Annotated in this window: 23 protein-coding genes; 20 read left to right on the top strand and 3 right to left on the bottom strand. The window is 39.2% G+C overall.

Annotated features, from left to right (window positions below):
• Positions 1 to 194: 194 nt before the first annotated feature.
• The 17 genes from rsmG to G6O73_RS10800 all read left to right on the top strand — a co-directional run bounded on the left by rsmG (position 195) and on the right by G6O73_RS10800 (position 15,318).
• The gene (gene rsmG, locus G6O73_RS10720; RefSeq protein ID WP_057885023.1) at positions 195 to 941 is read left to right on the top strand and encodes a 16S rRNA (guanine(527)-N(7))-methyltransferase RsmG; all 747 of its coding nucleotides are present in this window, start codon (positions 195 to 197) and stop codon (positions 939 to 941) included.
• Between the two features lie 2 nt (positions 942 to 943).
• Positions 944 to 1,804 (top strand): nucleoid occlusion protein, encoded by an 861-nt coding sequence (noc, locus tag G6O73_RS10725; RefSeq protein WP_057885024.1) that lies wholly within the window; start codon positions 944 to 946, stop codon positions 1,802 to 1,804.
• A gap of 10 nt (positions 1,805 to 1,814) precedes the next feature.
• A complete protein-coding gene (locus G6O73_RS10730) occupies positions 1,815 to 2,582 on the top strand; it encodes a ParA family protein (protein WP_057885025.1) in 768 nt (255 codons plus the stop codon).
• Positions 2,572 to 3,453, top strand: coding sequence for a ParB/RepB/Spo0J family partition protein (locus tag G6O73_RS10735; protein WP_057885026.1), 882 nt, complete (start codon positions 2,572 to 2,574; stop codon positions 3,451 to 3,453). Before G6O73_RS10730 ends, G6O73_RS10735 begins: the two co-directional genes overlap by 11 nt.
• Before the next feature lie 23 nt (positions 3,454 to 3,476).
• The gene (locus tag G6O73_RS10740) at positions 3,477 to 3,677 is read left to right on the top strand and encodes a DUF951 domain-containing protein (protein ID WP_057885027.1); all 201 of its coding nucleotides are present in this window, start codon (positions 3,477 to 3,479) and stop codon (positions 3,675 to 3,677) included.
• 25 nt (positions 3,678 to 3,702) lie between these two features.
• Complete coding sequence (gene ychF, locus G6O73_RS10745) at positions 3,703 to 4,803, top strand: redox-regulated ATPase YchF (RefSeq protein WP_057885028.1); 1,101 nt, start codon at positions 3,703 to 3,705, stop codon at positions 4,801 to 4,803.
• A gap of 28 nt (positions 4,804 to 4,831) precedes the next feature.
• Entirely contained in the window at positions 4,832 to 5,611 is a 780-nt protein-coding gene (locus G6O73_RS10750; protein WP_083478444.1) for a DUF1129 domain-containing protein, read from the top strand.
• A gap of 288 nt (positions 5,612 to 5,899) precedes the next feature.
• Entirely contained in the window at positions 5,900 to 6,598 is a 699-nt protein-coding gene (locus G6O73_RS10755; RefSeq protein ID WP_057885029.1) for an amino acid ABC transporter permease, read from the top strand.
• A gap of 15 nt (positions 6,599 to 6,613) precedes the next feature.
• Positions 6,614 to 7,360, top strand: a complete 747-nt coding sequence (locus tag G6O73_RS10760) for an amino acid ABC transporter ATP-binding protein (protein ID WP_057885030.1) — start codon at positions 6,614 to 6,616, stop codon at positions 7,358 to 7,360.
• Between the two features lie 21 nt (positions 7,361 to 7,381).
• Complete coding sequence (locus G6O73_RS10765) at positions 7,382 to 8,185, top strand: transporter substrate-binding domain-containing protein (RefSeq protein WP_057885031.1); 804 nt, start codon at positions 7,382 to 7,384, stop codon at positions 8,183 to 8,185.
• Positions 8,186 to 8,335: 150 nt separating this feature from the next.
• The gene (locus G6O73_RS10770) at positions 8,336 to 8,668 is read left to right on the top strand and encodes a rhodanese-like domain-containing protein (protein ID WP_057885032.1); all 333 of its coding nucleotides are present in this window, start codon (positions 8,336 to 8,338) and stop codon (positions 8,666 to 8,668) included.
• Positions 8,669 to 8,686: 18 nt separating this feature from the next.
• Positions 8,687 to 10,333 (top strand): FAD-dependent oxidoreductase, encoded by a 1,647-nt coding sequence (locus G6O73_RS10775; RefSeq protein WP_245002958.1) that lies wholly within the window; start codon positions 8,687 to 8,689, stop codon positions 10,331 to 10,333.
• 47 nt (positions 10,334 to 10,380) lie between these two features.
• Positions 10,381 to 10,641 carry a metal-sensing transcriptional repressor gene (locus G6O73_RS10780; RefSeq protein WP_057885033.1) on the top strand — a complete coding sequence of 87 codons (261 nt, stop codon included), beginning with the start codon at positions 10,381 to 10,383 and terminating at the stop codon, positions 10,639 to 10,641.
• 341 nt (positions 10,642 to 10,982) lie between these two features.
• Complete coding sequence (locus G6O73_RS10785) at positions 10,983 to 11,924, top strand: AEC family transporter (protein WP_057885034.1); 942 nt, start codon at positions 10,983 to 10,985, stop codon at positions 11,922 to 11,924.
• Positions 11,925 to 12,009: 85 nt separating this feature from the next.
• Positions 12,010 to 12,621 carry a superoxide dismutase gene (locus tag G6O73_RS10790; RefSeq protein WP_057885035.1) on the top strand — a complete coding sequence of 204 codons (612 nt, stop codon included), beginning with the start codon at positions 12,010 to 12,012 and terminating at the stop codon, positions 12,619 to 12,621.
• A 283-nt stretch (positions 12,622 to 12,904) separates the two neighbouring features.
• Positions 12,905 to 14,332 (top strand): oligosaccharide flippase family protein, encoded by a 1,428-nt coding sequence (locus tag G6O73_RS10795; RefSeq protein WP_057885036.1) that lies wholly within the window; start codon positions 12,905 to 12,907, stop codon positions 14,330 to 14,332.
• Between the two features lie 101 nt (positions 14,333 to 14,433).
• Positions 14,434 to 15,318: a VOC family protein gene (locus G6O73_RS10800; protein WP_057885037.1), complete on the top strand. Its 885-nt coding sequence runs from the start codon at positions 14,434 to 14,436 to the stop codon at positions 15,316 to 15,318.
• Positions 15,319 to 15,429: 111 nt separating this feature from the next.
• On the opposite strand, the gene G6O73_RS10805 is transcribed toward G6O73_RS10800, so the two are convergent.
• The 3 genes from G6O73_RS10805 to G6O73_RS10810 form a co-directional block, all read right to left on the bottom strand.
• Positions 15,430 to 17,124 (bottom strand): oleate hydratase, encoded by a 1,695-nt coding sequence (locus G6O73_RS10805; protein ID WP_057885038.1) that lies wholly within the window; start codon positions 17,122 to 17,124, stop codon positions 15,430 to 15,432.
• Positions 17,125 to 17,154: 30 nt separating this feature from the next.
• On the bottom strand, positions 17,155 to 17,283 hold the full coding sequence (locus G6O73_RS12970; protein ID WP_261905947.1) for a hypothetical protein: 129 nt from the start codon (positions 17,281 to 17,283) through the stop codon (positions 17,155 to 17,157).
• A 100-nt stretch (positions 17,284 to 17,383) separates the two neighbouring features.
• A complete protein-coding gene (locus G6O73_RS10810; RefSeq protein WP_057885039.1) occupies positions 17,384 to 18,541 on the bottom strand; it encodes an ArgE/DapE family deacylase in 1,158 nt (385 codons plus the stop codon).
• Positions 18,542 to 18,738: 197 nt separating this feature from the next.
• Between G6O73_RS10810 and G6O73_RS10815 the strand changes: the two genes are divergently transcribed.
• From G6O73_RS10815 to G6O73_RS10825, 3 genes are all read left to right on the top strand, one after another.
• Positions 18,739 to 21,636 carry a DUF3427 domain-containing protein gene (locus G6O73_RS10815; RefSeq protein ID WP_057885060.1) on the top strand — a complete coding sequence of 966 codons (2,898 nt, stop codon included), beginning with the start codon at positions 18,739 to 18,741 and terminating at the stop codon, positions 21,634 to 21,636.
• Positions 21,637 to 21,705: 69 nt separating this feature from the next.
• A complete protein-coding gene (locus tag G6O73_RS10820; RefSeq protein ID WP_057885040.1) occupies positions 21,706 to 22,053 on the top strand; it encodes an Arc family DNA-binding protein in 348 nt (115 codons plus the stop codon).
• Positions 22,054 to 22,070: 17 nt separating this feature from the next.
• Positions 22,071 to 22,892 (top strand): SPFH domain-containing protein, encoded by an 822-nt coding sequence (locus tag G6O73_RS10825; protein ID WP_057885041.1) that lies wholly within the window; start codon positions 22,071 to 22,073, stop codon positions 22,890 to 22,892.
• The last annotated feature ends 152 nt before the right edge of the window (positions 22,893 to 23,044 follow it).

Genomic DNA, 23,044 nt, shown 5'->3' on the forward strand with positions numbered 1-23,044 from the left:
ACTAGCAAATAAATTTATAATCCTAACTCAGTTTTTGGTCGAATTAATATCTCAGCAAAAAACTAAAAAAATGACGAATAATCTTGATTATCCATTGATGAAACCTTGTATTTCAAGAGTAAATATTTTAAACTAGGGATAGCGTGTGAAACATCGTTTGTTTCACAAATAGGAGAAAAAACGAAGGGGTTAATATGAAACCAGCAGAATTTCAAGCGAAATTGGCTGACCAGGGAATAGTGCTTTCAGGCTGGCAGCAGGAACAATTTGCCGTCTACTATCGTTTGTTGGTCACTACTAATCGACAAGTAAATTTAACAGCATTGACCGCAGAAAGTGATGTTTATTTAAAGCATTTTTATGATTCATTGATGCCAAGCTTGGTTTTACAACAGATTCAACAAGAACCACTGACAATCTGTGATGTAGGTGCTGGTGCCGGTTTTCCGTCGATACCACTGAAAATTGCTTTTCCGCAGTTGCAGATCACGATTGTTGATTCATTAAACAAACGGATTAACTTTTTACGAGAACTGGTTGGGGCTTTGAACTTGAGCAATGTTGAGTTGCATCATGCTCGTGCTGAAGAATTTGGGGCTCGCCAAAGTGAATTTCGGGAACAGTTTGATATTGTAACTGCTCGAGCAGTGGCTTCTTTAGATGTTTTAAGCGAATTATGTTTGCCGCTCACTAAAGTTGGAGGCAAGTTTGTTGCCTTAAAAGCTCAAAAGGCGCCAGAAGAAATTGCTGCAGCAACAAGTGCAATTAAAGTGTTAGGCGGACGAGTATCTGCTGATCAGACAATGGTTTTACCCGAAACCAATGACGTCCGTCATGTAATTGTGATTGATAAAACAACGGCTACTCCGGCTAAATATCCACGTAAACCAGGAACACCGAATAAAAAACCACTTAGTTCGATCTTGCATAAGGAGGGGTAAAAGTGGCATTTTCATTTTGGAAAAACAAGCAGGAAACTGCTGCTCCGATGGCAGCTGCTCAAGTTCAGCAAATACCGACAGCACAAATCATTGCTAATCATTACCAGCCAAGACAAGTTTTTGATCAAGAAAAGATTGCTGAATTGGCAGCTACTTTGCAAGAGCATGGGATGCTGCAGCCAATTATTTTACGTTCTGCAGCGGCTAAGGAAGAACAACAGTATGAAATTATTGCTGGTGAACGCCGCTTTCGTGCTGCTCTGCAATTAAAGTGGGATAAGGTTCCAGCAATTATTAAGGAGATGTCTGATACTGAAGCAGCTTCTTTTGCGGTAATTGAAAATTTGCAGCGTGAGGGTCTAACCGCCATTGAAGAAGCTCAGGCGTATCAAGAATTAATGGAGCTTAATCAATTGAATCAAAGCCAATTAGCTAAAGAGATTGGTAAAAGCCAGTCATTTGTGGCTAATAAATTACGTTTATTGAAGCTAGCACCATTTGTTAAGCAAGCTTTGCTGACGCGAAAAATATCTGAACGACATGGCCGCAGTGTGGTTGGTCTATCAGTTGAAGCTCAAAGTAAAATTATTCAACAAACAATTGATCAGCAGTTAACAGTTAAAGAAACTGAAAACCTAGTTAAGTCCCAAGTAACAACATCATCTCAAGATAAAGTCTCGAAAAAGAAACCACAGCATAAGTTGGCAAAGGGCAAAACACAAGATTTAAGGGTGGCAGTTAATACAATTAAGCAGTCACTGAAATTAATCAGTGATAGTGGAATTAAGGTAACAACACACGAGGAGCAGGGTCCGGATTATCATCGGATAATTATTGACCTGCCGCTTGAAACGGAGAAATAGGAGGCACCAAATGGGAACAGTAATTGCACTGGCTAACCAAAAAGGTGGTGTTGGTAAAACGACGACCAGCATCAATTTGGGGGCATGTTTAGCTGATTTAGGGCAGCGCGTCTTGTTAATTGACTCAGATGCGCAAGGTAATGCGACTAGCGGTGTTGGCATTCATAAAACTGGGATTGAAAAGGATATATATGACGTGCTGGTTAATGAATATCCATTGGATAAAACAATTTTACCAACAGGCCATCCGAATTTTGATGTTGTTCCGGCAACTATTCAATTATCTGGGGCTGAAATTGAGTTAACCTCACAGTTAGCACGGGAATCACGTTTGTTAGAAGCGGTAAAGGAAGTTCGTGATCAATATGATTTTATTCTAATTGATTGTCCACCGTCGTTAGGCTTACTGACAATTAATGCATTTTGTGCCAGTGATTCGATTTTAATTCCAGTTCAAAGTGAATACTATGCCTTGGAAGGGTTGAGCCAATTATTGAATACTATTCGGCTGGTGCAAAAGCACTTTAATCCAGATTTACAAGTTGAAGGAGTTCTAATGACGATGCTTGATGCCCGCACTAAGCTGGGAGTCCAAGTGGTTGAAGAAGTTCGTAAATTTTTTGGCGAAAAGGTCTATCAAACTTTGATTCCACGTAATGTTCGTTTATCTGAAGCCCCTAGTTATGGACAGCCAATTGTTGATTATGACCCGACTTCAAAGGGAGCACAGGAGTATCAGGCACTGGCTAAGGAGGTTCTGAGTCATCATGGCAAATAAAAATAGCAAAGGCTTGGGTCGCGGAATTAATGCTCTATTTCAGGATCTGGAACAAGTTAGTCAGGAAGAAGAAGTTATTACTGAACTAAAGCTGACAGAGATCCGACCAAATCCTTATCAACCGCGAAAAGATTTCAATGAAGCATCGCTAGCTGAATTAACGGCTTCGATAAAAAAATCTGGAGTTTTTCAACCGATTATTGTTCGTAAGTCGCAAGTTAAAGGGTACGAAATTATTGCCGGCGAACGCCGCTTTCGCGCTTCTAAATTAGCCGGCAAAGTAACAATTCCCGCGATTGTTCGTCAATTGGATGAACCGCAAATGATGGAAATTGCGGTTTTGGAGAATCTCCAGCGAGAAGATTTGACGCCGCTAGAAGAAGCCCAAGCATATGATATGTTGATGAAGAACTTGAAATTGACGCAAGCTCAAGTTTCTGAGCGGCTAGGCAAAAGTCGTCCTTATATTGCTAATTATTTGCGGTTGCTTGGTTTGCCAGACTCGGTTAAGCAGTTAGTTCAGCAACAGCAACTGTCAATGGGGCAAGCCCGGACTTTGTTGGCCTTAAAAGATAAGCGCCAGGTTGCAGCAGTTGCCCAAAAAACAGTTAAAGAAAATCTGACTGTGCGGCAGTTGGAGCAGCTGGTAGCGCGGATGAATGGTGAATCTGCTCAAACGGCCAAAAAGCCAGTCAAAGATCCGTATCATAAATTTTATCAGCAAAGCGAACATGCGCTCCAAGAAAAGTTTGGCACCAAAGTTGCAATTAAAGGCAATAGCAAGGTTGGACATGGCCGAATTGAAATTAATTATTTATCAACCGCTGATTTTAACCGAATTATGGACATTTTAGGAATTTCACTTGATTGAATATCTATTTAGGGGGATTTTAAATGACAGTTGATTATAATTTGCACGATATCGTAGAAATGAAGAAACAACATCCTTGCGGTGTTAATCGTTGGAAAATTATCCGGGTTGGGATGGATATCAAGATCCAATGTACTGGCTGCCAACATTTGGTTATGATGCCGCGCCGTGAGTTTAATCGCAAATTAAAAAAAGTACTCGAACCAGCAGCCAATCAGGAATGAAAATTTAAGAAAGAGTGAAGAAAGCATGTCATTAACAGCAGGAATCGTCGGCTTACCAAATGTTGGCAAGTCAACTTTATTTAACGCAATTACTAAAGCCGGAGCAGAAATGGCTAATTATCCATTTGCGACAATTGATCCGAACGTCGGAATGGTTGAAGTTCCCGATCAACGGCTAGCACGGATTGATGAATTAATTCCCGCCAAGAAGATTATTCACACGACCTTTGAATTTACCGATATTGCGGGAATTGTTAAAGGTGCCAGTCACGGTGAAGGATTAGGCAATAAATTTTTGGAAAACATTCGCCAAGTTGATGCAATTGTTCATGTTGTTCGAGCTTTTGATGATGATAACATTACCCATGTTAATAATAAAATTGCTCCATTAGACGATATTGAAACAATTAATTTAGAATTGACCATCGCTGACCTAGACAGTGTCAATAAACGTTATGCGCGAGTGGAAAAAGTTGCACGCACCAAAGATAAAGAAGCGATGGCTGAATTTGCTGTTTTACAAAAAATCAAACCGATTTTAGAAGCAGGCAAACCAGTTCGCTCACTAGAATTTGACGAAGATGAACAAAAAGTTGTCAAAGGACTCTTTTTACTGACTTCAAAACCAGTATTATATGTGGCTAATATTGCTGAAGACGACATGGCTGATCCAATGGCATCAGAATATGTTCAGCAGGTAAAACACTATGCCGATCAAGAAGGTTCAGGCATGTTGGCGATTAGTGCCAAAACTGAAGAAGAAATTGCTCAGTTGGATGATGATGACAAACAAGACTTCCTGGAAGCTGAAGGGGTTGAGGAGTCAGGCCTAGATCGGTTGATTAAGGCTTCTTACAAACTGTTAGGTCTAGCAACCTTCTTTACGGCGGGTGGTAAAGAAACTCGTGCTTGGACTTTTAAACAGGGAATGAAAGCTCCGCAAGTTGCTGGAATTATTCATTCAGACTTCGAACGCGGATTTATCCGAGCGGAAACGGTTTCTTATACAGATTTGGATAAATTTGGTAATTTGGCTGCTGTTCGTGAAGCTGGCAAGTTGCGTTTAGAAGGTAAGGATTACCTGGTTCAAGATGGTGATATTATTGAATTCAGATTTAATGTGTAAGTTTGAAATTTAGAAAGTGAGGAAGCATATGACTGAGAAAAAAGCTGCTGAAGAAAACCAAGCAACAGCTGGTCAAACGACGGTTGGAGATAATAAAGAACGTAATCAAAAAGTTGCACAGCAGCAAGCAGCAAATCTAGAAGAAAAAAAAGCTGAAGAAGTTAAGGTTGTTGTCGGTAAATTTGCCGGTTTAACGAAACGAAATGAAGACTTTTTGTTTCGCTTAAATAAAATTCTTGAAGAACGCAACTATGATTCAGCTAAACGAGAAGCGATGATTGAGGAATTAACACTTGAATTGCGTGAGAAACAAAGCAAGGGAATTACGGCCAAGCGTCTGTATGGCACTCCAAGTGAAAAAGCCGATGCAATTATTGCGGGGCCAAAAAAAGAAGCTCAACCAGTTACTTTTTGGAAGATGGCGTTGGATAATGGCTTAATGATGTTTATGCTGTTTTGTGCAATGTATGCGATTATGGGGATGGTTTCACCAAAATCAGTTAAAGTCAATGGTGGAGTTTTAACTTTGTTGGTTACCTCTGTATTAGCCGGTGTCGGAATGGCCTTCTTCTATCAGATGGCAGCTGATCGCAAAGCTAAGAAGCAACGGTTGCCTTTTTGGAAGATGTTATTATGGTCATTGATTCTGGTTGTCGTCTGGTTGATTGTCTTTACCGGTGTTGCAGCAATTCCGGGTGTTCTGAATGCAGGCTTGAGCCCAATCATTTATGCCGTTTTAGCTATTTTGGTTTTTGGGTTGCGTTATTACCTGAAGAAAAAAATTGGGTTGCGCAGTATGCCATTTTAAAAGATTAAGTTGACATTTGTAGGCTTTACCAGTAAGATACAAGTGTATTAAAATTGATTGACAGTTAATTAGGAGGCACTAATGATTTATTTAATGGAAAAATGTGAATGCATGTGTACCTTGAAACCGAGCAGTTTGATTTCACGGTTCATTTGGCGTTCCACCTTAAGTAGTTAATCAGCAGCGCCGAAAATGAAAAAGTGAAAGTCCCGTCTCGGTTCGAAAATTCGATCGAGATGGGATTTTTTTATTAGCAAAATAATTGTTAATCGAGAAAGGAGTTAGCTAATGTGGGAGATAGTTAGAACGGCTTTACCGCAATTAATAGCTGCGGGATTGAAGTACACGATACCAATTGCATTGGTTTCATTTGCGATTGGTTTAGCAATTGCATTAATTACCGCATTAATTCGAATTTCCACGCGGGGTGGGTTTTTCAAAGTAATTAAAGTAATTTTTCGCTTTTATGTTTGGTTATTCCGCAGCACACCACTGTTGGTTCAGTTATTCATTGTTTACTTTGGGCTACCCTATTTGAAAATCAGCGGTATTGCTCCTGGAGGAATTAAGCTAGATCCGCTAACAGCAGGAATTATTACTTTTTCCTTAAATACTGGGGCATATTGTTCGGAAACAATTCGAGCAGCAATTTTATCAATTCCCAACGGTCAATGGGAGGCGGCTTATTCGTTAGGAATGACGAAAACTAAAGCACTACGGCGAATTATTTTACCCCAGGCTTTACGAGTATCTTTACCACCGCTGGCTAATAGTTTTATTAGCTTGGTCAAAGATACTTCACTAGCTGCTTCAATTACAATTGTTGAGATGTTTGAGGTTAGTCAGCAAATTGCCGCAGAAAATTATCAGCCGTTGATTATGTACTGCCTTGTAGCTTTGTTATATGCCGTTGCCTGCACGATATTGTCATGGTTACAAGGATACTTGGAAAAGATTACCTCGCGTTATGTGATGACTAGTCATTGATGAAAGGAGTATCTAATGTTAAAAGTTGAAAAACTAAGTAAAAGCTTTGGTGGTCATCAAGTTCTCAAAGATTTGACGGTCGATTTTCCGGAACATCAGACAACTGTCATTTTAGGGCCATCAGGTTCAGGCAAATCAACTCTGCTGCGTTCGCTGAACTTGCTAGAACGACCAGAAACTGGGAAATATTACTTTGACCAGCAAAGTTTTGATTTTGCTCGTGGGATCAATAACAAGGACACTTTGGCAATTCGCCAGCAAACGGAAATGGTTTTTCAAGGTTATAATTTATTTCCACATCTAACCGTATTAAAAAATATTATTGAAGGCCCAGTTCAAGTTTTGGGCATAGATAAGAAAACCGCCGAAATCCAAGCAAGACAACTATTAAAAAAAGTTGGCTTGGCTGATAAAGCTGATTTCTATCCAAGTCAATTATCTGGTGGACAAGCCCAGCGAGTCGCGATTGCACGTTCATTAGCGATGCAGCCTAAATATATTTTGTTAGATGAACCAACCAGTGCACTTGATCCAGAATTAGAATTAGAGGTTTTAAAAGTTTTATTACAGTTATCAGCGGAGAAAAAATCTTTAGTAATTGTAACTCATAATTTGGCTTTTGCTAGTAAAGCTGCTGATAAAATTGTTTTTATTGAGAATGGTCAAGTTTTGTTTGACGGTTCGACACAAGCTTTTTTTGCTGCTGAACAACAGTCACGGATTAAAGATTTTATTTCGGCAATGACTTTTGCCAAACTTTAAAAATTTAGGGAGTGGATCAAAATGAATTTCAGAAAAATAGTAAAATTAGGTTCAGTTTTTATTGGGGCAGCCTTGTTAACGGTTGGGCTAAGTGCTTGCAGCTCTAAAAGTAGTTCAACTACGGATAATCTGGGGTTGAACCAAAAAGGGACTTTGACAATTGGTTTGGAAGGAACTTATGCGCCTTACTCTTATCGAAAAGATGGTAAATTAACTGGCTTTGAAGTTGAATTGGGCAAAGCACTAGCAAAGCAAATGGGCTTAAAGGCCAAGTTTGTACCAACTAAGTGGGACGGCTTAGTTGCCGGATTAGGCAGCAATAAATATGATGTTGTCTTAAACAATATTACTAAGACACCTGAACGGGCGAAAAGTTACCTTTTTTCTAAACCATATATTTACTCGCGCTATGTCTTGATTACTAACAAGGATAAAAGTAATCTTAATTCACTGAATGACATTAAGGGACAAAAGTTTGCTGAAGGAACGGGAACTAATAATGAGCAAGTAGCTAAAAAGTTTGGTGCAACGATTGTTCCTTCCGGTGACTTCACGACTAGTATTGCTTTAATCAAACAGGGACGAGTTGCCGGTACCATCAATGCTCGTGAAGCTTGGTTGGCTTATAAAAAGTCAAATTCAACAACCGGTTTAAAGGTTAAGGACGTTTCTTCAGAACAAAAAGCAGCTCAAGTTGTGGCATTGTTTAATAAAAAATCAACTAAATTACAACAAAAGACCAATCAAGCTTTAGCTAAGTTGCGGCAAAATGGCACACTGACCAAGCTATCCAAGAAGTATTTTAATGGAGATATTACTAAGTAATCATTCAGATAAAGAATAAAAAGATAAATTAATAGCGGTTGTCCCAATCATTTGGGGTAATCGTTTTTTTTAGTGGAGTTGACACTTTGTTAAAATTCGGGTATTCTAAATATACCTAATAGGGGTATATTTAGAAGAGGAGTGGTAATTATGTTTTGGGATAAGTTTACTAGCATCAGTCCAGCGCAGTTACAATCAAAATTGCCGCAACATCCACTAATTGTTGATGTTCGACAGCCAGATGAATATCAGGATGGACACATTCCGGGATCCGTCAATGTACCATTGATGACAGTTATGCAAAATCCGGCAACAGTTACCAGTAAAGCAATAGCTAATCAACCAATTTATGTTGTTTGCCATAGTGGAGCTCGCAGCCGTCAAGCTGCTAAAATCTTAAGCCGTCAAGCGCGAGATGTGATCAATATAGCCGGTGGAATGATGCAATGGAACGGTAAAATTAAACGGGGGAATCAGCGATGAGAATAATTATTGTTGGTGGTGTTGCGGGCGGAAATGTCAGCTGCAGCACGTTTACGGCGCCTAGATGAAAACATTGAAATTATTATTTTAGAAAAAGGAAACTATGTATCTTTTGCGAACTGTGGTCTGCCATATTATTTGGGAGGAGAGATCACTGATAAGGCCCAATTAGTAATTAAAACACCAGCAGAATTACAACGGCGCTTTAATTTAGATATTCGTTTGAATCATGAGGTGGTTGGATTAGATTTTGCAGCTCAAGAGATTACTGTTAAAAATGCCCAAGAAACCAAAAAAATGCATTATGATCGGTTGTTATTAGCCCCGGGGGCACATCCAATTATTCCTAAATTTTCTGGTGTGGATTTAACTCATTCTCAGTTTACCTTAAGGGGTATTCCGGATTTGGAGAAGATTATAGCTAAGTTACAACAGCCAGCAATTAAGCGAATTGCGGTTATTGGCGGCGGTGCAATAGGTCTGGAAATTACTGAAGCACTACTGAAACAGAAATATCAAGTTGCATTACTTGAAGCACAATCACAATTGTTAACATCGTTTGATCCGGAAATGAGTGTTTTGTTAGCTCAAGAACTAGAAAATCACGGAGCAAAGTTATATTTAAATGCTAAAGTTGCTGCAATTCAAGCTAATAATGACTTAATTTTAGCGGATCAAAGCAAGGTTGCAGTTGATGCGATTATTTTTGCGCTTGGTGTTCGGCCAGATACGGCTTGCTTTACTGCAGCTGGATTGAAAAGTGCAAACGATGGCAGCTTAATAGTTGATGAGAATTATCAAACCTCAGTCCAAAACGTTTACGCGGTTGGAGATGCAATTTTAACAATTAACCAATTGACTGGAAAATCACAGCCATTCCGATTAGCCTCACCAGCCAATCGCCAAGGACGGCAAGCAGCTGATGCAATGCTAGGGTACAAACGAAAAAATCGTGGGAATATTGGAACATCGATTGTCCGAGTCTTTGGTTTAGGGGCAGCGCAGACGGGTTTAAATGAAAAACAGCTGCACCAGCTCAAGCTGATGTTTAACTGCTTACATTTGCGCGGCAATTCGCATGTTGCTTATTTTCCTGGTGCGCAACCGTTTAGCTTGAAATTACTGTTTGAACAAAAGACGGGAAAAATTTTGGGAGCTCAAGCAGTTGGTGCTGGCAGTGAAAATGCAGCTCGGCGGATTGACATTTTAGCAACAGCAATAAAAGCAGGAATGACTGTCAATGATTTACCCGAATTAGAACTGAGTTATTCACCACCTTTTGGAGCGGCTAAAGACCCAGTAAACTTAGCGGGATATGCAGCACAGAATATCCTAGAAGGGCTATCTGAGAATATTCAGTGGCACGAGTTAAGCAAGTATCAAAAGGCGGGAGCTTATTTAATTGATGTTCGTGAGCCAGAGGAAATTACCACTAATGGAGCCTATCCGCAAGCTCATAATATTCCAGTAGATCAATTGCGAAAACACTTAAATGAATTGCCAGCAGATAAATTATTGATTACAGCTTGTCAAAGTGGACAACGCAGTTATTTGGCGGAACGAATTTTGCGTAATCATGGATTTCGAGTTAAAAACCTCGATGGTGGTTGGCTAACGTATCAAGCAGGAATGCAAGCTGTTTTTCCCATTGCAGATAAGCTATAATCAAGGTAAGTTAATGAGACCAAAGCTGAACTAGGGGATGTGAAGTTATGCAATGTGATCCGAAAATGTTGAATCGTTTGCGTCGTGCCGAGGGGCAAATTCGTGGAATTTTACGAATGATGGATAAGCATGCTGAATGTAAAGATGTTACTACCCAGTTACTCGCTGTGCGATCAAGCATTGATAAGGTGCTGGCCCTGATTGCCATTCAGAATTTGAAAGATCAGGTCACACAAAAAACAGCCAGTCAAATAATGGAAGATCCAGAAATTCAAGCTGCTTTAAAGTTAGTTATGAAGACTAGATAATCTAACCAGACTAAAAAAATAAAGTTTGAAACGATATGTTATGTTAAAAAGGGGAAAGTATCGGGCCTCCTGAGATAAAACTTTTGTAGAGTGGAGAAATCCACTCTTTTTATGTTTTGAAATAGCAATTGTTTTGTTGAAATTAAAGTTAAAAGCAATTTGAAATTAATTTTATTAAGCGATTTTGCTGACTAACTAATTAAAATGAAGCTGATAATAATTGATAGGAAATATTGTCAGTCTTACCAATGATATTTGAGCTGCTAAAGCATGTTGAAATTACCAATTTTATCATTCTTATGTTAGAATTTTAATTGATTTCTAATGGGGGATGGGTAAAAGTGCCGTTAACTTTGATTACTGCAATTGCACCGATTATTTTTACTTTAGCGTTGGGATTTGTGTCAGGTTGGCGGCGGCAATTCCAAAAGCGGGCTAGTCAACTATTTATTGCCCTAGTGATGTCATATGCTCTGCCGCTTAGCCTGTTTGGCGGTCTACTAGCTACTAGTAGGAAAGTGATTATTCAGGACTTACCGCTTTTTTGGTGGTTGGGTCTAGGGATGATTGGCGTTTTCGCAATTTTAATTGTTGTTTATCAAATTAAATTGCATCATCTGAGCTTGGCCGTTTTACGAGCGTTGAGTGTGGCTTGCCCATCGGTTCCATTTATGGGTACCTCGGTTTTAGCCATTATTTTTGGGGCAACAGATAGTGTGATTTTAGTAGCTATTTGTGGGCTTTATTTAAATCTTATTCAAGTTCCACTGAGTGTTTTATTGTTAGCAGCTGGAGAAAACGATGAGCAGGTTAGTGGAGTTCAACAAGCTAGTGAGCGGTTGGCAGCTGCTTTTAAAAAGCCCCTTGTCTGGGCACCAATTTTAGCATTTGCTTTAAATCTTAGTGGTTTCAAATTGCCAGCTGTTTGGCTACCATTGTTCAGTGAACTAGGTCAAGCAGCTGGTGGAGTAGCCTTGTTTGCAATTGGAATTATGTTATATGTGCAGCGCTTTAGTATTTCTCGGTTTGTGTTGTTAAATGTTAGTTTGAAAAATATTGGCTTACCGGGCCTAATTTGGGGGATTATGGTAATCGCTGGAGCTAGTTGGCATTTTCAGCAATTAGTAGTTATTACTTTAGCAATTCCAACGGCGGCAATGCCAAGCATGTTGGCGATCCAAAATCATGTTCACGAAGATGAGATGGCTTCAACCCAATTGGTCAGTACCTTGTTGTCAGTTTTAACAATGGGAATGTTTATGTTTTTCTTAGGGGTAAAATAGGCATTTTAGTAGACGTTGGTTGATGATTTAGGTAGGATAATGGTAGAAGTGAAAGCTTTTTCATAAACGAGAAAGGAGCATACCAATGACTTATCATCTTCCTGCTTTACCTTATGATTATGCTGCTTTAGAGCCCTATATTGATCAAACGACAATGAAGTTACATCATGATCGGCATCATCAAACGTATGTTAATAATCTCAATCAAGCTCTAGAGAACTATCCGGCTGCCGCTAACTGGTCATTAGAACAATTATTGACTAATTGGGAGGATCTGCCCGATAAGATTGCGACAGCCATTCGAAACAGCGGTGGCGGCCATGCTAACCATTCGTTTTTTTGGGAGACTTTGACCCCCGAGTTTGATCAGGCATTGCCTAGCAATCTTCAAGCTGCTTTAGAAGAAACATTTGGCAGTGTTGCTGAGTTTAAACGACAGTTTTCAACGGCAGCTGCCAGTGTTTTCGGTTCCGGTTGGGCTTGGCTGGTTCATGATGAAGATGGACAATTGTTGATTACGACAACTGCTAATCAAGACTCGCCATTAATGTTGGATCAACAACCTTTGCTGGGTTTAGATGTCTGGGAGCATGCCTACTATTTAAAATACCAAAATCAGCGTCCGGCATATATTGAAGCGTTTTGGCACGTGATTAATTGGGGAAAAGTCGCTGAAAGGTTTGAGCAGAGTAATTAATTTTTAAATTGAAAAATAAAAAAACTGGAGAACGATAGCAGTGGTTGTTCTTCAGTTTTAATGCGCTTTTAGCGAAGATGATAAGCTTAAATATTTCCTAACGTTTAAATAAAGCTGTTAATTGTAGAATAATGTATTGTATAATGTTAAGTTGTTTCAATATAGAAGTTTTTTATAGTCAGGGAGCGGTTTAAACATCTGGGGGAACGGTTGTTGCCGATACTGATTTTTTCAAGTGGACTTGACAAAGTGCAGCTTGAATTTTAAAGGAGTTAAACTGTTTATGAAGGTCGTCCGAAATTATTTATATAATGCTGGTTATCAGCTACTGCTAGTTCTTTTGCCCTTGGTTACCGCGACCTACATAAGTCGAGTCTTAACCAATACGGGTGTAGGAATTAACTCCTACACTAATTCTATTATTTCATATTTTATTTTGTTTGGTAGTTTAGGAATTAATCTCTATGGGAATCGCGAGATAGCTTATTTACGTAATAAACCACAGAAGATGTCACAGGCGTTTTGGGAAATTGTAATTTTAAGGGTTTTAGCCGTTATTTTAGCATATATAGTTTTCTTTATTTATATTCCATTTAGTAGACACCCTACTCTAATGATTTTCCAATCAATTAATTTGTTAGCAGTAATCTTAGATATTTCATGGTTATATATGGGGATTGAGGATTTTAAAAAAACCGTTACCCGAAATACACTAGTTAAAATTATTTCTTTGATTGCAATTTTCATGTTTGTTAAAAATAAAAGTGATTTAGGATTGTATATTATTATTTTAGGATTAGGCAGCTTGCTAGGTAACTTAACTCTCTGGCCTTTTTTAAGGGGTGTTATCAAAAGAGTTAAATGGAATCAGCTGCATCCTTTTCAACATTTACGACCGTCTTTGGTGCTGTTCTTTCCACAAGCAGCAATTACAGTTTATGCTGTTCTAAATAAGACAATGCTCGGCTTGATAGCGGGAACGGTAAATTCGGGATATTATAACAATGCTGATACGATTATTAAGACAGTTTTGGCATTAGCAACTGCAACGGGAACAGTTATGTTACCGCATGTTGCCAATGCCTTTGCCAAGGGTGAAAAAGCGAAAGTTAATCAAATGCTATATGATTCTTTTGATTTTATTTCCTTTTTAACGGTCGCAATGATGTTTGGCCTAGCTGGGTTATCGTTACACTTAGGCCCGTATTTTTATGGCCGTGGTTTTCAGCCAGTTGGGCTGGCGATGCTGTTAGAATCACCGGTAATCTTGTTGATTGGTTGGAGCAATGCGATTGGCACGCAGTTTTTATTGCCGACGAATCATAATAAAGAATTTACGACTTCAGTAGTTTTAGGAGCGAGTGTTAATATTGTCATTAACTTTCCGATGATTTATTTTGGTGGTTTAAATGGTGCCATTTTGGCAACAGTTATTTCAGAAACTTGTGTTACTGGCTATCAGTTATGGGTTGTTCGAAAAACGATTAATTTTCATCTACTTTTTCTAAACTTACCAAAGTACTTAATTGCCGGGGTATTAATGTTTATTCCGGTTTTTTGGATCAATAATTCGGTACATACCAGTATTCTTTCAATTGGAGCGGAAGTATTATTAGGAATTATTGTTTATGCAGTGATGATTTTGCTGTTACGTCCAACAATTTTAGAAAAAGCTAAAAAAGTCTTAGCTGAAAAAAGAGCTGGTCGTTAAACTGAAAACATTTGTTAGTCTAAGAATTTAAATTTTCTTGGACTTTTTTTGTGAGTTAGTGTTATAATAAATGTATCAACTTACAGAGGAGAATAATCAATATGACTGTTATTATTCCAGATTTCCAACTAGCAGCTGAAACACAACCAGGTACAGTTGCATTAAAAGTAAATAATTTAGCAGACCAAACAAAATTTTATCGTGATGTAATTGGATTGGCCGTATATGAACAAAATACAATGCAGAGCATTTTAGGGGCGCATGATAGTCAGCAACCGCTACTGATTTTACGACGGGTTGTTTCACCTTTACCAATTACTCCTAAAACAGGTTTATATCATGTTGCTTTTTTACTACCAACGCGCAAAGACTTAGGCAATGCTTTAATTCATTATTTGACGGAACAGGCACCGTTAATTGGCGCAAGCGATCATGGATACAGTGAGGCTTTATATTTAACTGACCCCGAAGGAAATGGCATTGAGGTCTATCACGATAAGCCACGCAGCCAATGGGATATTCGACCTGATGGCGAAATTCCGGGAATTACGATTGAAATGGATGCCCAAGCAGTAGTTGACGCTGCTGATCGTCAGTGGTCAGGCTTCCCAGCTGGAACTAAGGTTGGACATGTACATCTAAAAGTTGCTAATTTAGCAGCAACCGAAGAATTTTATACCGACGTTCTCGGCTTGTCTTTGAAAACAAATTTTGGCAAAAGTGCAAAGTTCTTTGCTAGCGGGGGCTATCACCATCATATAGCCGGTAATATTTGGACGGGGAGAGACTTAGCGTCCAGTGATCCGCATGACTTGGGTTTAGCCTATTATACTTTTTGGACCCAAAACGATCAGGAATTAGCTCGAATTAAGGAGAACTTAGAAAAGTTGCAGCAACCATTTGAAGTCTTGGCTGGACAGCAATTAGCCTTAACTGATCCGAGCGGTATTCAGTTAAGATTTGAAAACATGCCTAATTTTAAATAAAAAGAGCAGAAATCTTCATAAAATAGCGACCACCAAAAGCTAGGACAAACTAGTTTTGGGTGGTCGTTGTTTTATGTTAATCGATAGAATTTTTAGCGATTCAAAGACACATTAACTGAAGAGTTTCTTAGTAGCACGCATTAACGTTTTTAAGTCACGATCATAGCGTGGAGTGTTAACCAAATGAGCCATTGGAATTCCAGCAAAATGAAAGGCAGCAATTTCGCCAGAACGAACAGCGCTTTGCTCAGTAAAAATCATTTGGAAGGGCTGTTCAACGAATTCACCAGTAAAGGCAAGATTGGTCGAATTTTCCGGAATAACTTCAGGACGATCGCTTTTAGCTCGATTATTGAACAAAGCAGAGGCGTAAGGCATATAAACGGGAATATTGTTAACAATGCTAGCAAGAATCTCAGCCTCTTTAGTTTTAATGTTAACTGGACCAGGATCAACTTTAGCTAGTTGACCAATTAATTCTTGAGCCATTTCTTTACCAGTCATTTCAACGTAAGGCTTTTGGACAAATTCTCCTCGACGGCGTGGGTATAAGAAATATCCCCAGATAACAGTTTCATTTGGTTTCTGTGTCGTAAAGTGCGGCTGATGATGAACAACAATTGACATGTTAACATCTTTTTGGCCTAAAGGAGTGATTGGCTCAGTTGATAAGAAAGAATTTAAAGCATTACCGGGCACTTGCGTGGTAATCCGGGTAATTTCATCCAATAGCAGGTGATTCTTGGTTGTCAAAGTGAAGCTAACCCATTCACTGGCAGAACGATCCGCAAAGAACTTGTCAGGTTTACCAAGATTATAAAACTGTTCCGAAATTTGTTTCCAGAGACTCGCAGCTGCGCCGTAGTCTGGGTTTTCAGTAGCAGGAGTATCATAGTCACCCAGAGTAGCTGAGTCGGTAATTGAACCGTTGGTAAAGATAACAGCGGTTTGATCGTCAATTTCAATTTCTTCGGTTTCGTTAGTTTCGGTGTTAGTCATACTGATTTTAGTAACTGTGATTTCATCTTGCATCGTGGTTGGCTTGAACTTAAACTCAGTCACCCGCCGATTGAGAACAAAGTGGCAACCCTGCTCTTTTAGATAATTAATCAATGGTAGCATGATACTTTCGAATTGATTATAGCGAGTTCGATTGACGCCGACTAGATGTTCAATTTGAGTAAATTCATAGATCATCTGATGCATATAACGGCGTAGTTCTTGTGCCGAACTTTGTAAACGAAAGGCAAAGGTTGTCTCCCACATATACCAGAAGTTTGTTTGAAAAATATGTGGTGAATGCTTAAAATACTCGGCAATCGAAATATTATCAAGCTTTTCTTCATCCTCATCCGGCATCATAATTAATTTTGTCAACAGTAAGCGGTCAGTATTGTTCAAACCTAAATGACCAGCAACTATAATCCCTTTACCGCCTTCCATTAAGCGAGCCTTATCAAAGGTTGGGTGGGCTGCATCAAACTCATAAGTATCTTGAGCAGCCGTTAAGCCAGATTCTGTTGCCGAGGGAATTCGTTCCAGTAAATCCATTAGGTCAACATAAGTTCGATAATTAAGCATCCGGCCACCACGGGCAAGATAACCACGAGTATTTTCTAATGGATGCTGCTGAGACCAATAATCATCGGCTGCCTCACTAGTGGTTGAACCGTCATTTGAACCATGATCGTCGAGTGAATAAAAGGTAATAGCATCACCATTCCAGTGTCCTTCTTGAATTAAATAGACTGCTGCTGCTAAGTTAGCTAAACCGGCACCAATCATAACTGCTTTTTTCTTAACCAATCAAAATCACGTCCTTTCAATGACTAGAAATTAACTATTGTATTTAGCATAGGCATTCAAATCGTCGCCTTGACCAATTTTCATGTATTTGACCGTTTTGTAGGCGACAATTGCAGTTGCAGTTGCCAAAATTAAACCGCAAAAACATTTTTTCTTCATGCTGATCACCTCACTAAGTTTGATAAAAACTGACTTCCAAACAAATCATAGCGCGAAACCGCTTTTTTTGATAGTGATTTGATATCGATGTTAGAAAAGGTTAATTAGTTTGGGACTTTAAAAATTCTAAAGCAAATTTTTGATAAAATTCAATCGCCTGCAGGTAAATTGGCAATTCAACATATTCATTGCTTTGATGGGAACTGTCAGATCCGGGACCGATTTCAATGCTATTAAAGGTACCTTTAGCTTGTAGGAATTCAGCGCCATCATTAGCTCCGGAACTACCAGCAATTTTAAAAGTTCGACCTAATACTTCCTGAGCAGTTAGCTGGGCAGCTTTGATAATTGGAGATTGTGGGTCCCCTGGGATAGCTTCTTCTGGAAAGCTATATTCAACTGCCAACTTAACGTCAGACTGTTGGTTAAGTTCGGCCAGTAACTCAGCAATTTTGTCGTAAAAGACTTGATTTGGATAGGCAGGAATGGTACGAATATTTCCCCATAGTTCAGCATAAGAAGGGATACTGTTAACTTGTTCACCACCTGAGATCTTAGTGATATTATGAGTAATTCCACCTAAAACCGGATCAACTGCTGTAAAATCGGCAAAACGTGCTTTAACTTGTTGATAAAAAAGCATTAGGTTATCAATTGCATTAACTCCAAATTGCGGTCGAGCTGAATGAGCCGCCTTACCGATTGAAGTAATACGATAATCAATTACACCGCGGGCAGTATAGACCAGCTGACTAAGATCGCTGGTTGGTTCGGCAACGATTAAACCAATTAAATTATCTGCATAGCCAGCTTTAGTTAGTTGGGCTGCTCCATATTCTCCGGTTTCCTCACCAACGGTTGCCAGCAAACGAATGCGACCAGATAATGGTTGCTTACTCTCAAGTAATTCCAGCATAGCAACTACCAAGGCGGCTAAGCCACTTTTCATATCAGCTGCTCCGCGACCGTACAAGCGCTGCTGCTTAATGACTGGTTCAAAAGGATCACTGTCCCAAGCATTCAAATCTCCAGGAGCAACTACATCTAGGTGACCCGAAAAACCCAAAATTGGGCCAGTTTCACCAATCGTGACGATCAGATTGTCGCGATTGGGGGCGTAGGTCAGACGTTCGACTTTAGCATTTGAATAAGGCTCAAATAAGCTGGCTAAGTAATCGGCAGCTTCGGCCTCATTATTATTAACTGTTTTAATCCTGATCAGTTTTTGTAGAATTTCGATTTTTGCTTGTTCTTTCATTTTGTCACCTCATTAAGTTATTGTGTTTATTGTAGTTGGTTTTAAGGCATTTGAATAGTAATATTTTGCTTGATCTGATTATTTCAAGTGAATGGGTAATTCTAATTAATCTAGGAGAATTGCGTAAGCGAGTTTTTCAATACTGGCAGGGTAAGATTTGTTATACTGAAAATGAATTAGAAAGAACGGGTGAAAGAATGAAATTCGAGCAAATTATTACTCAGGCGGCATTAGCGGGATTGATTAGTGATAAACAAGCAGATACTTCAGCCTACACGCCAAAATTATTAAGCAACTCGGAACAAGAAACGATTTGGGAACATATCCGGACACAGTTACAACAATGCAGCAGCTTTGTCTTTGCAGTTGCCTTTATAACGGCAGATATGCTACCGCCTTTCAAGGCAGTTATGGCAGATTTGTCAGCTAAAAATGTTAGTGGGCGTTTGGTAACCTCGGATTATCTTTCCTTTAATCGGCCAGATGCCTTAGCTGAGTTATTGAAGATTCCTAATCTAACAACTAAAATTGCGCCGCTGGCTGGTTTTCATGCCAAGGGATATTGTTTTGAGCATCAACAACCAGATTATCAAACGTTGATTCTTGGCAGTGCTAATTTTACTCGCTCAGCTTTGTTAAAAAATTATGAGTGGTGTTTAGAATTAAATTCATTGAAGCAGGGTCAATTGGTGGCACAATTACACACCGCAACTGAAAAATTATGGCAACAAAGTCAGCTGTTAACGCCAGTTTGGTTGGAAAATTATCGTCAACGCTGGCAAGTGGTTCAGCAATTATCTCCAGCAATTGCTGCTTCGACCATGGTTAATCAAGAAGCGGTAACTCCTAACCAAATGCAGCGGCCCGCCCTGCAACAGTTAGCAGCTTTACGTCAGGCTGGAGCTCAGCGTGGGTTGGTTATTTCGGCTACTGGAACTGGCAAAACTTTTCTGGGGGCATTTGATGTCCAACAAGCCGCTCCTAAAAGATTCTTGTTTGTTGCTCATCGTGAACAGATTTTACGGAAAGCCAAAGCTAGTTTTCAACGAATTTTAGGTGGAGTTGACAGTGATTATGGACTTTTAAGCGGGAGCCATCAGCAGTTACAGGCTAAATATTTATTTGCTACGATCCAAACTTTGACTCAACCAGCGGTAATGCGGCACTTTGCACCAGAAACTTTTGATTATCTCTTAATTGATGAAGCACATCGCAGTGGTGCTCCAAGTTATCAAAGGCTACTGGATTATTTCCAACCACAATTTTGTTTAGGTATGACTGCAACACCAGAAAGGACAGATGATTACAGCATTTTTCAATTGTTTGATTACAACATTGCTTATGAGATTCGTCTGCAAGATGCTTTGGCAGCTGGAATGCTTTGCCCGTTTCACTATATTGGATTGCAAGATTATGAATATCAAGGACAACTTTTGACTGACAAAGCACCATTACGTCAATTGGTTGCGCCAGAACGAGTGAAGTATATTTTACAGCAGTTAGAGTATTACAGTTATTCAGGTATTCAAGTTCATGGCCTGATTTTTTGTAGTCGGCGCGATGAGGCAAAGGAATTAGCGCAAGCGATGACAGCTAAAGGCCACCCAGCCCGTTCGCTAGATGGAACGACAACGATTGCTCAGCGAGAACACTTAGTCAGCCAATTGGAACAAGGCCGGTTGGAATACTTGGTGACGGTTGATGTTTTTAACGAAGGGGTCGATATTCCTTGTGTTAATCAAGTTGTAATGTTGCGCAATACACAGTCGCAAATTGTCTTTTTACAACAGTTAGGTCGCGGGTTGCGAAAATTTGCTGGAAAAAGGTATTTAACAGTTTTGGATTTTATTGGTAATTATCAAAACAACTATTTGATTCCGTTAGCACTGACTGAGGATCATTCTTTAAACAAGGATCAAGTGCGTTCAACTTTAGCCTTGGAACCAGTTATGGGTTTATCGACAATTACATTTACACAAGTCGCCCGCCAGCAGATTTATGCTTCGTTGCAGCGGGTTAAGCTAGATGCCTTTATTAAGTTGCGGCGAATGTACCAACAAATGGAACAGCGGCTTGGTCGCATTCCATTATTAACTGACTTTGCGCAACAACATCAGTTGGATGTGGAAGTTTTTGCTGAAAATAATCAAATTGATAACTATTATCAGTTTTTGAATAAAATGAAAGCAGCTCAACCAACTATAACCAAGCAGCAAGATGCCTGGTTGACTTTTATCACACAGGAGTTATTAAACGGTAAACGGCGCCATGAATTATTGTTACTTCAGGTTTTAAGCAATCAGTTTCAATTGACTTCAGCGGAGTATCTGACTTTATTGCAACAACATAACTGCAAGACAGATCCAGCAACGTTAGATTCAGTTAAAGCAATTTTAAGTTTGGATTTTTTCCAAGTTAAAGCGGGGAAACAACTTCAAGCTGATAAATACGGTGGGCAGTCGTTAATTAATTTAATCGCGGATCGTTATCAACTAAACCAAGCACTGTGGCAGCAGTTGCAGACATCAGCTTGGTTTAAAAAATTATGGCAAGATGTTTTAACTGCTGGTTTGTTGCGTTCGGAGCAATATCAAGCAGATCAAGCTTTTACTTTATACCAAAAATATACGCGCAAAGATGTTTGTCGATTACTGAATTGGCCGTTGGATGTTAGTGCCCCTTTATATGGTTATCGAGTTGGTAATCATGATTGCCCAATGTTTGTGACCTATCAAAATGATGCAGCTAAAAATGCTCGTTCAGGGGTATATGTTAACTACTTTCTTAGTCCTGACACCATACGTTGGTATACCCGTAGTCCACGACATTTAGATTCAGCTGAAGTAAAAAAATTGTTGGAACGAGATGAGCAAGGAAATTATAAAGTAACGATTCACTTATTTGTCAAACGCAGTGATGAAGAAGGAAAAGGTTTCTATTATCTTGGACGTTGCCAAGTGGTGTCTTCCTCGGTAGTAGAAATTAATTTACCAATTCCGGGGAAAAAGCCACGTGCAACGGTAGCGATGAATTTACAATTGCAGCAGCCGTTGAATTACAAAATGTACCGCCTAATTACAGGGAAAAATTTTTAATTGAAAAGATTGACTTTATTTTTAAAAATGATATCATTATGATATCAAGTACTTGATTAGAGATTGAAGGTGACTGATTTGGAAGATCCAGTAACTTTTTTATTGCGTTTACCGCAAGACTTGAAACGACAACTGGAACAACGAGCGAAACAAGAAAATCGCAGCGTCAACAGTTTGTTGAATACTTGGATTGAACAGGCGTTGCAGGTAAAACCAGCAACATCATTGGAAAATCGCCAGTTTTTGGGGAAAGTGGTCGAGACCCGTCAAATCGATCCGGAAAATGGTTTGGCACAGGTTAATGGAATTTATTATCGTTATTTGATTGAAGGCAATGAGGATTATTCAGCAAGTAAAAACTATATTGTGATTGAAGCTAATGGCAATATTTTAACGTTGCGGCCCGTTGCCAGATAAAGAAAGAGGGAAAAAGTATGCTTGGAATTAAAATTATTCAGCAGAATTGTCAAGGACTAGTTGAAACGTTAGGAAAGTATCGTCGAAATGTTGATGCTGGTTTGCATTTTTATGTACCATTTTTTCAACATATTCGGACAGTGAATCTGGCAATGCGGCCTTTAAAGTTATCTCAATATTCGGTGATCACTAAAGACAATGCTGATATTAAAGCTAGTGTCACCTTGAACTATCATGTTACCGATGCGCAAAAATATGTTTATGAAAACACTGACTCAGTAGAATCGATGGCTCAGCTTGTGCGCGGACATTTACGAGATATCATTGGCCGGCTGGAATTAACTGATGCATTAGGTTCAACGTCTAAAATCAATGCGGATTTGGCGGCAGCAATCGGTGATTTAACTAATGTTTATGGTATCAACGTTGACCGGGTAAATATTGATGAGTTAACACCATCTTCAGCAATTCAAGAAGCCATGGATAAGCAATTGACGGCTGATCGAGAGCGAATTGCTACAATTGCTAAAGCACAAGGCGAAGCTCAGAATATTAAATTAACAACTGATGCCAAAAATCGGGCTTTAATTGAGACTGCTCAAGCACAAGCCAAAGCAACACGGACACGAGCTGATGCAGAAAACTATCGAATTGCTAAAACGGCGGCAGCTTTGCAGACGGTTGACGAAAAATATTTTAAAGACCAAAGCATTGCAGCGTTTGTTCAATTAGCTAATTCAGATACTAATTTGGTAGTAATGCCCAAAGAAGAAATTACAGGATTGGGACAAGTCCCGGTAATTAAGAAGATGTTAGATCAAGGTAATACCACGAATTGATTGAAAGCTAATATCTTTCAAAGCAATAAAAAATATTATCCTGGAGAAAGAAAACAGCGGTTAATTCAAAAAAGACACTAGGAATTAACCTAGTGCCCTAAGCTTACTTCTCATTATTCTTGAGTATCAAATAAATGATAAATAGTTGAATA

This window comes from Liquorilactobacillus nagelii DSM 13675 (genome assembly GCF_019444005.1).
Classification (GTDB): Bacteria; Bacillota; Bacilli; order Lactobacillales; family Lactobacillaceae; genus Liquorilactobacillus; species Liquorilactobacillus nagelii.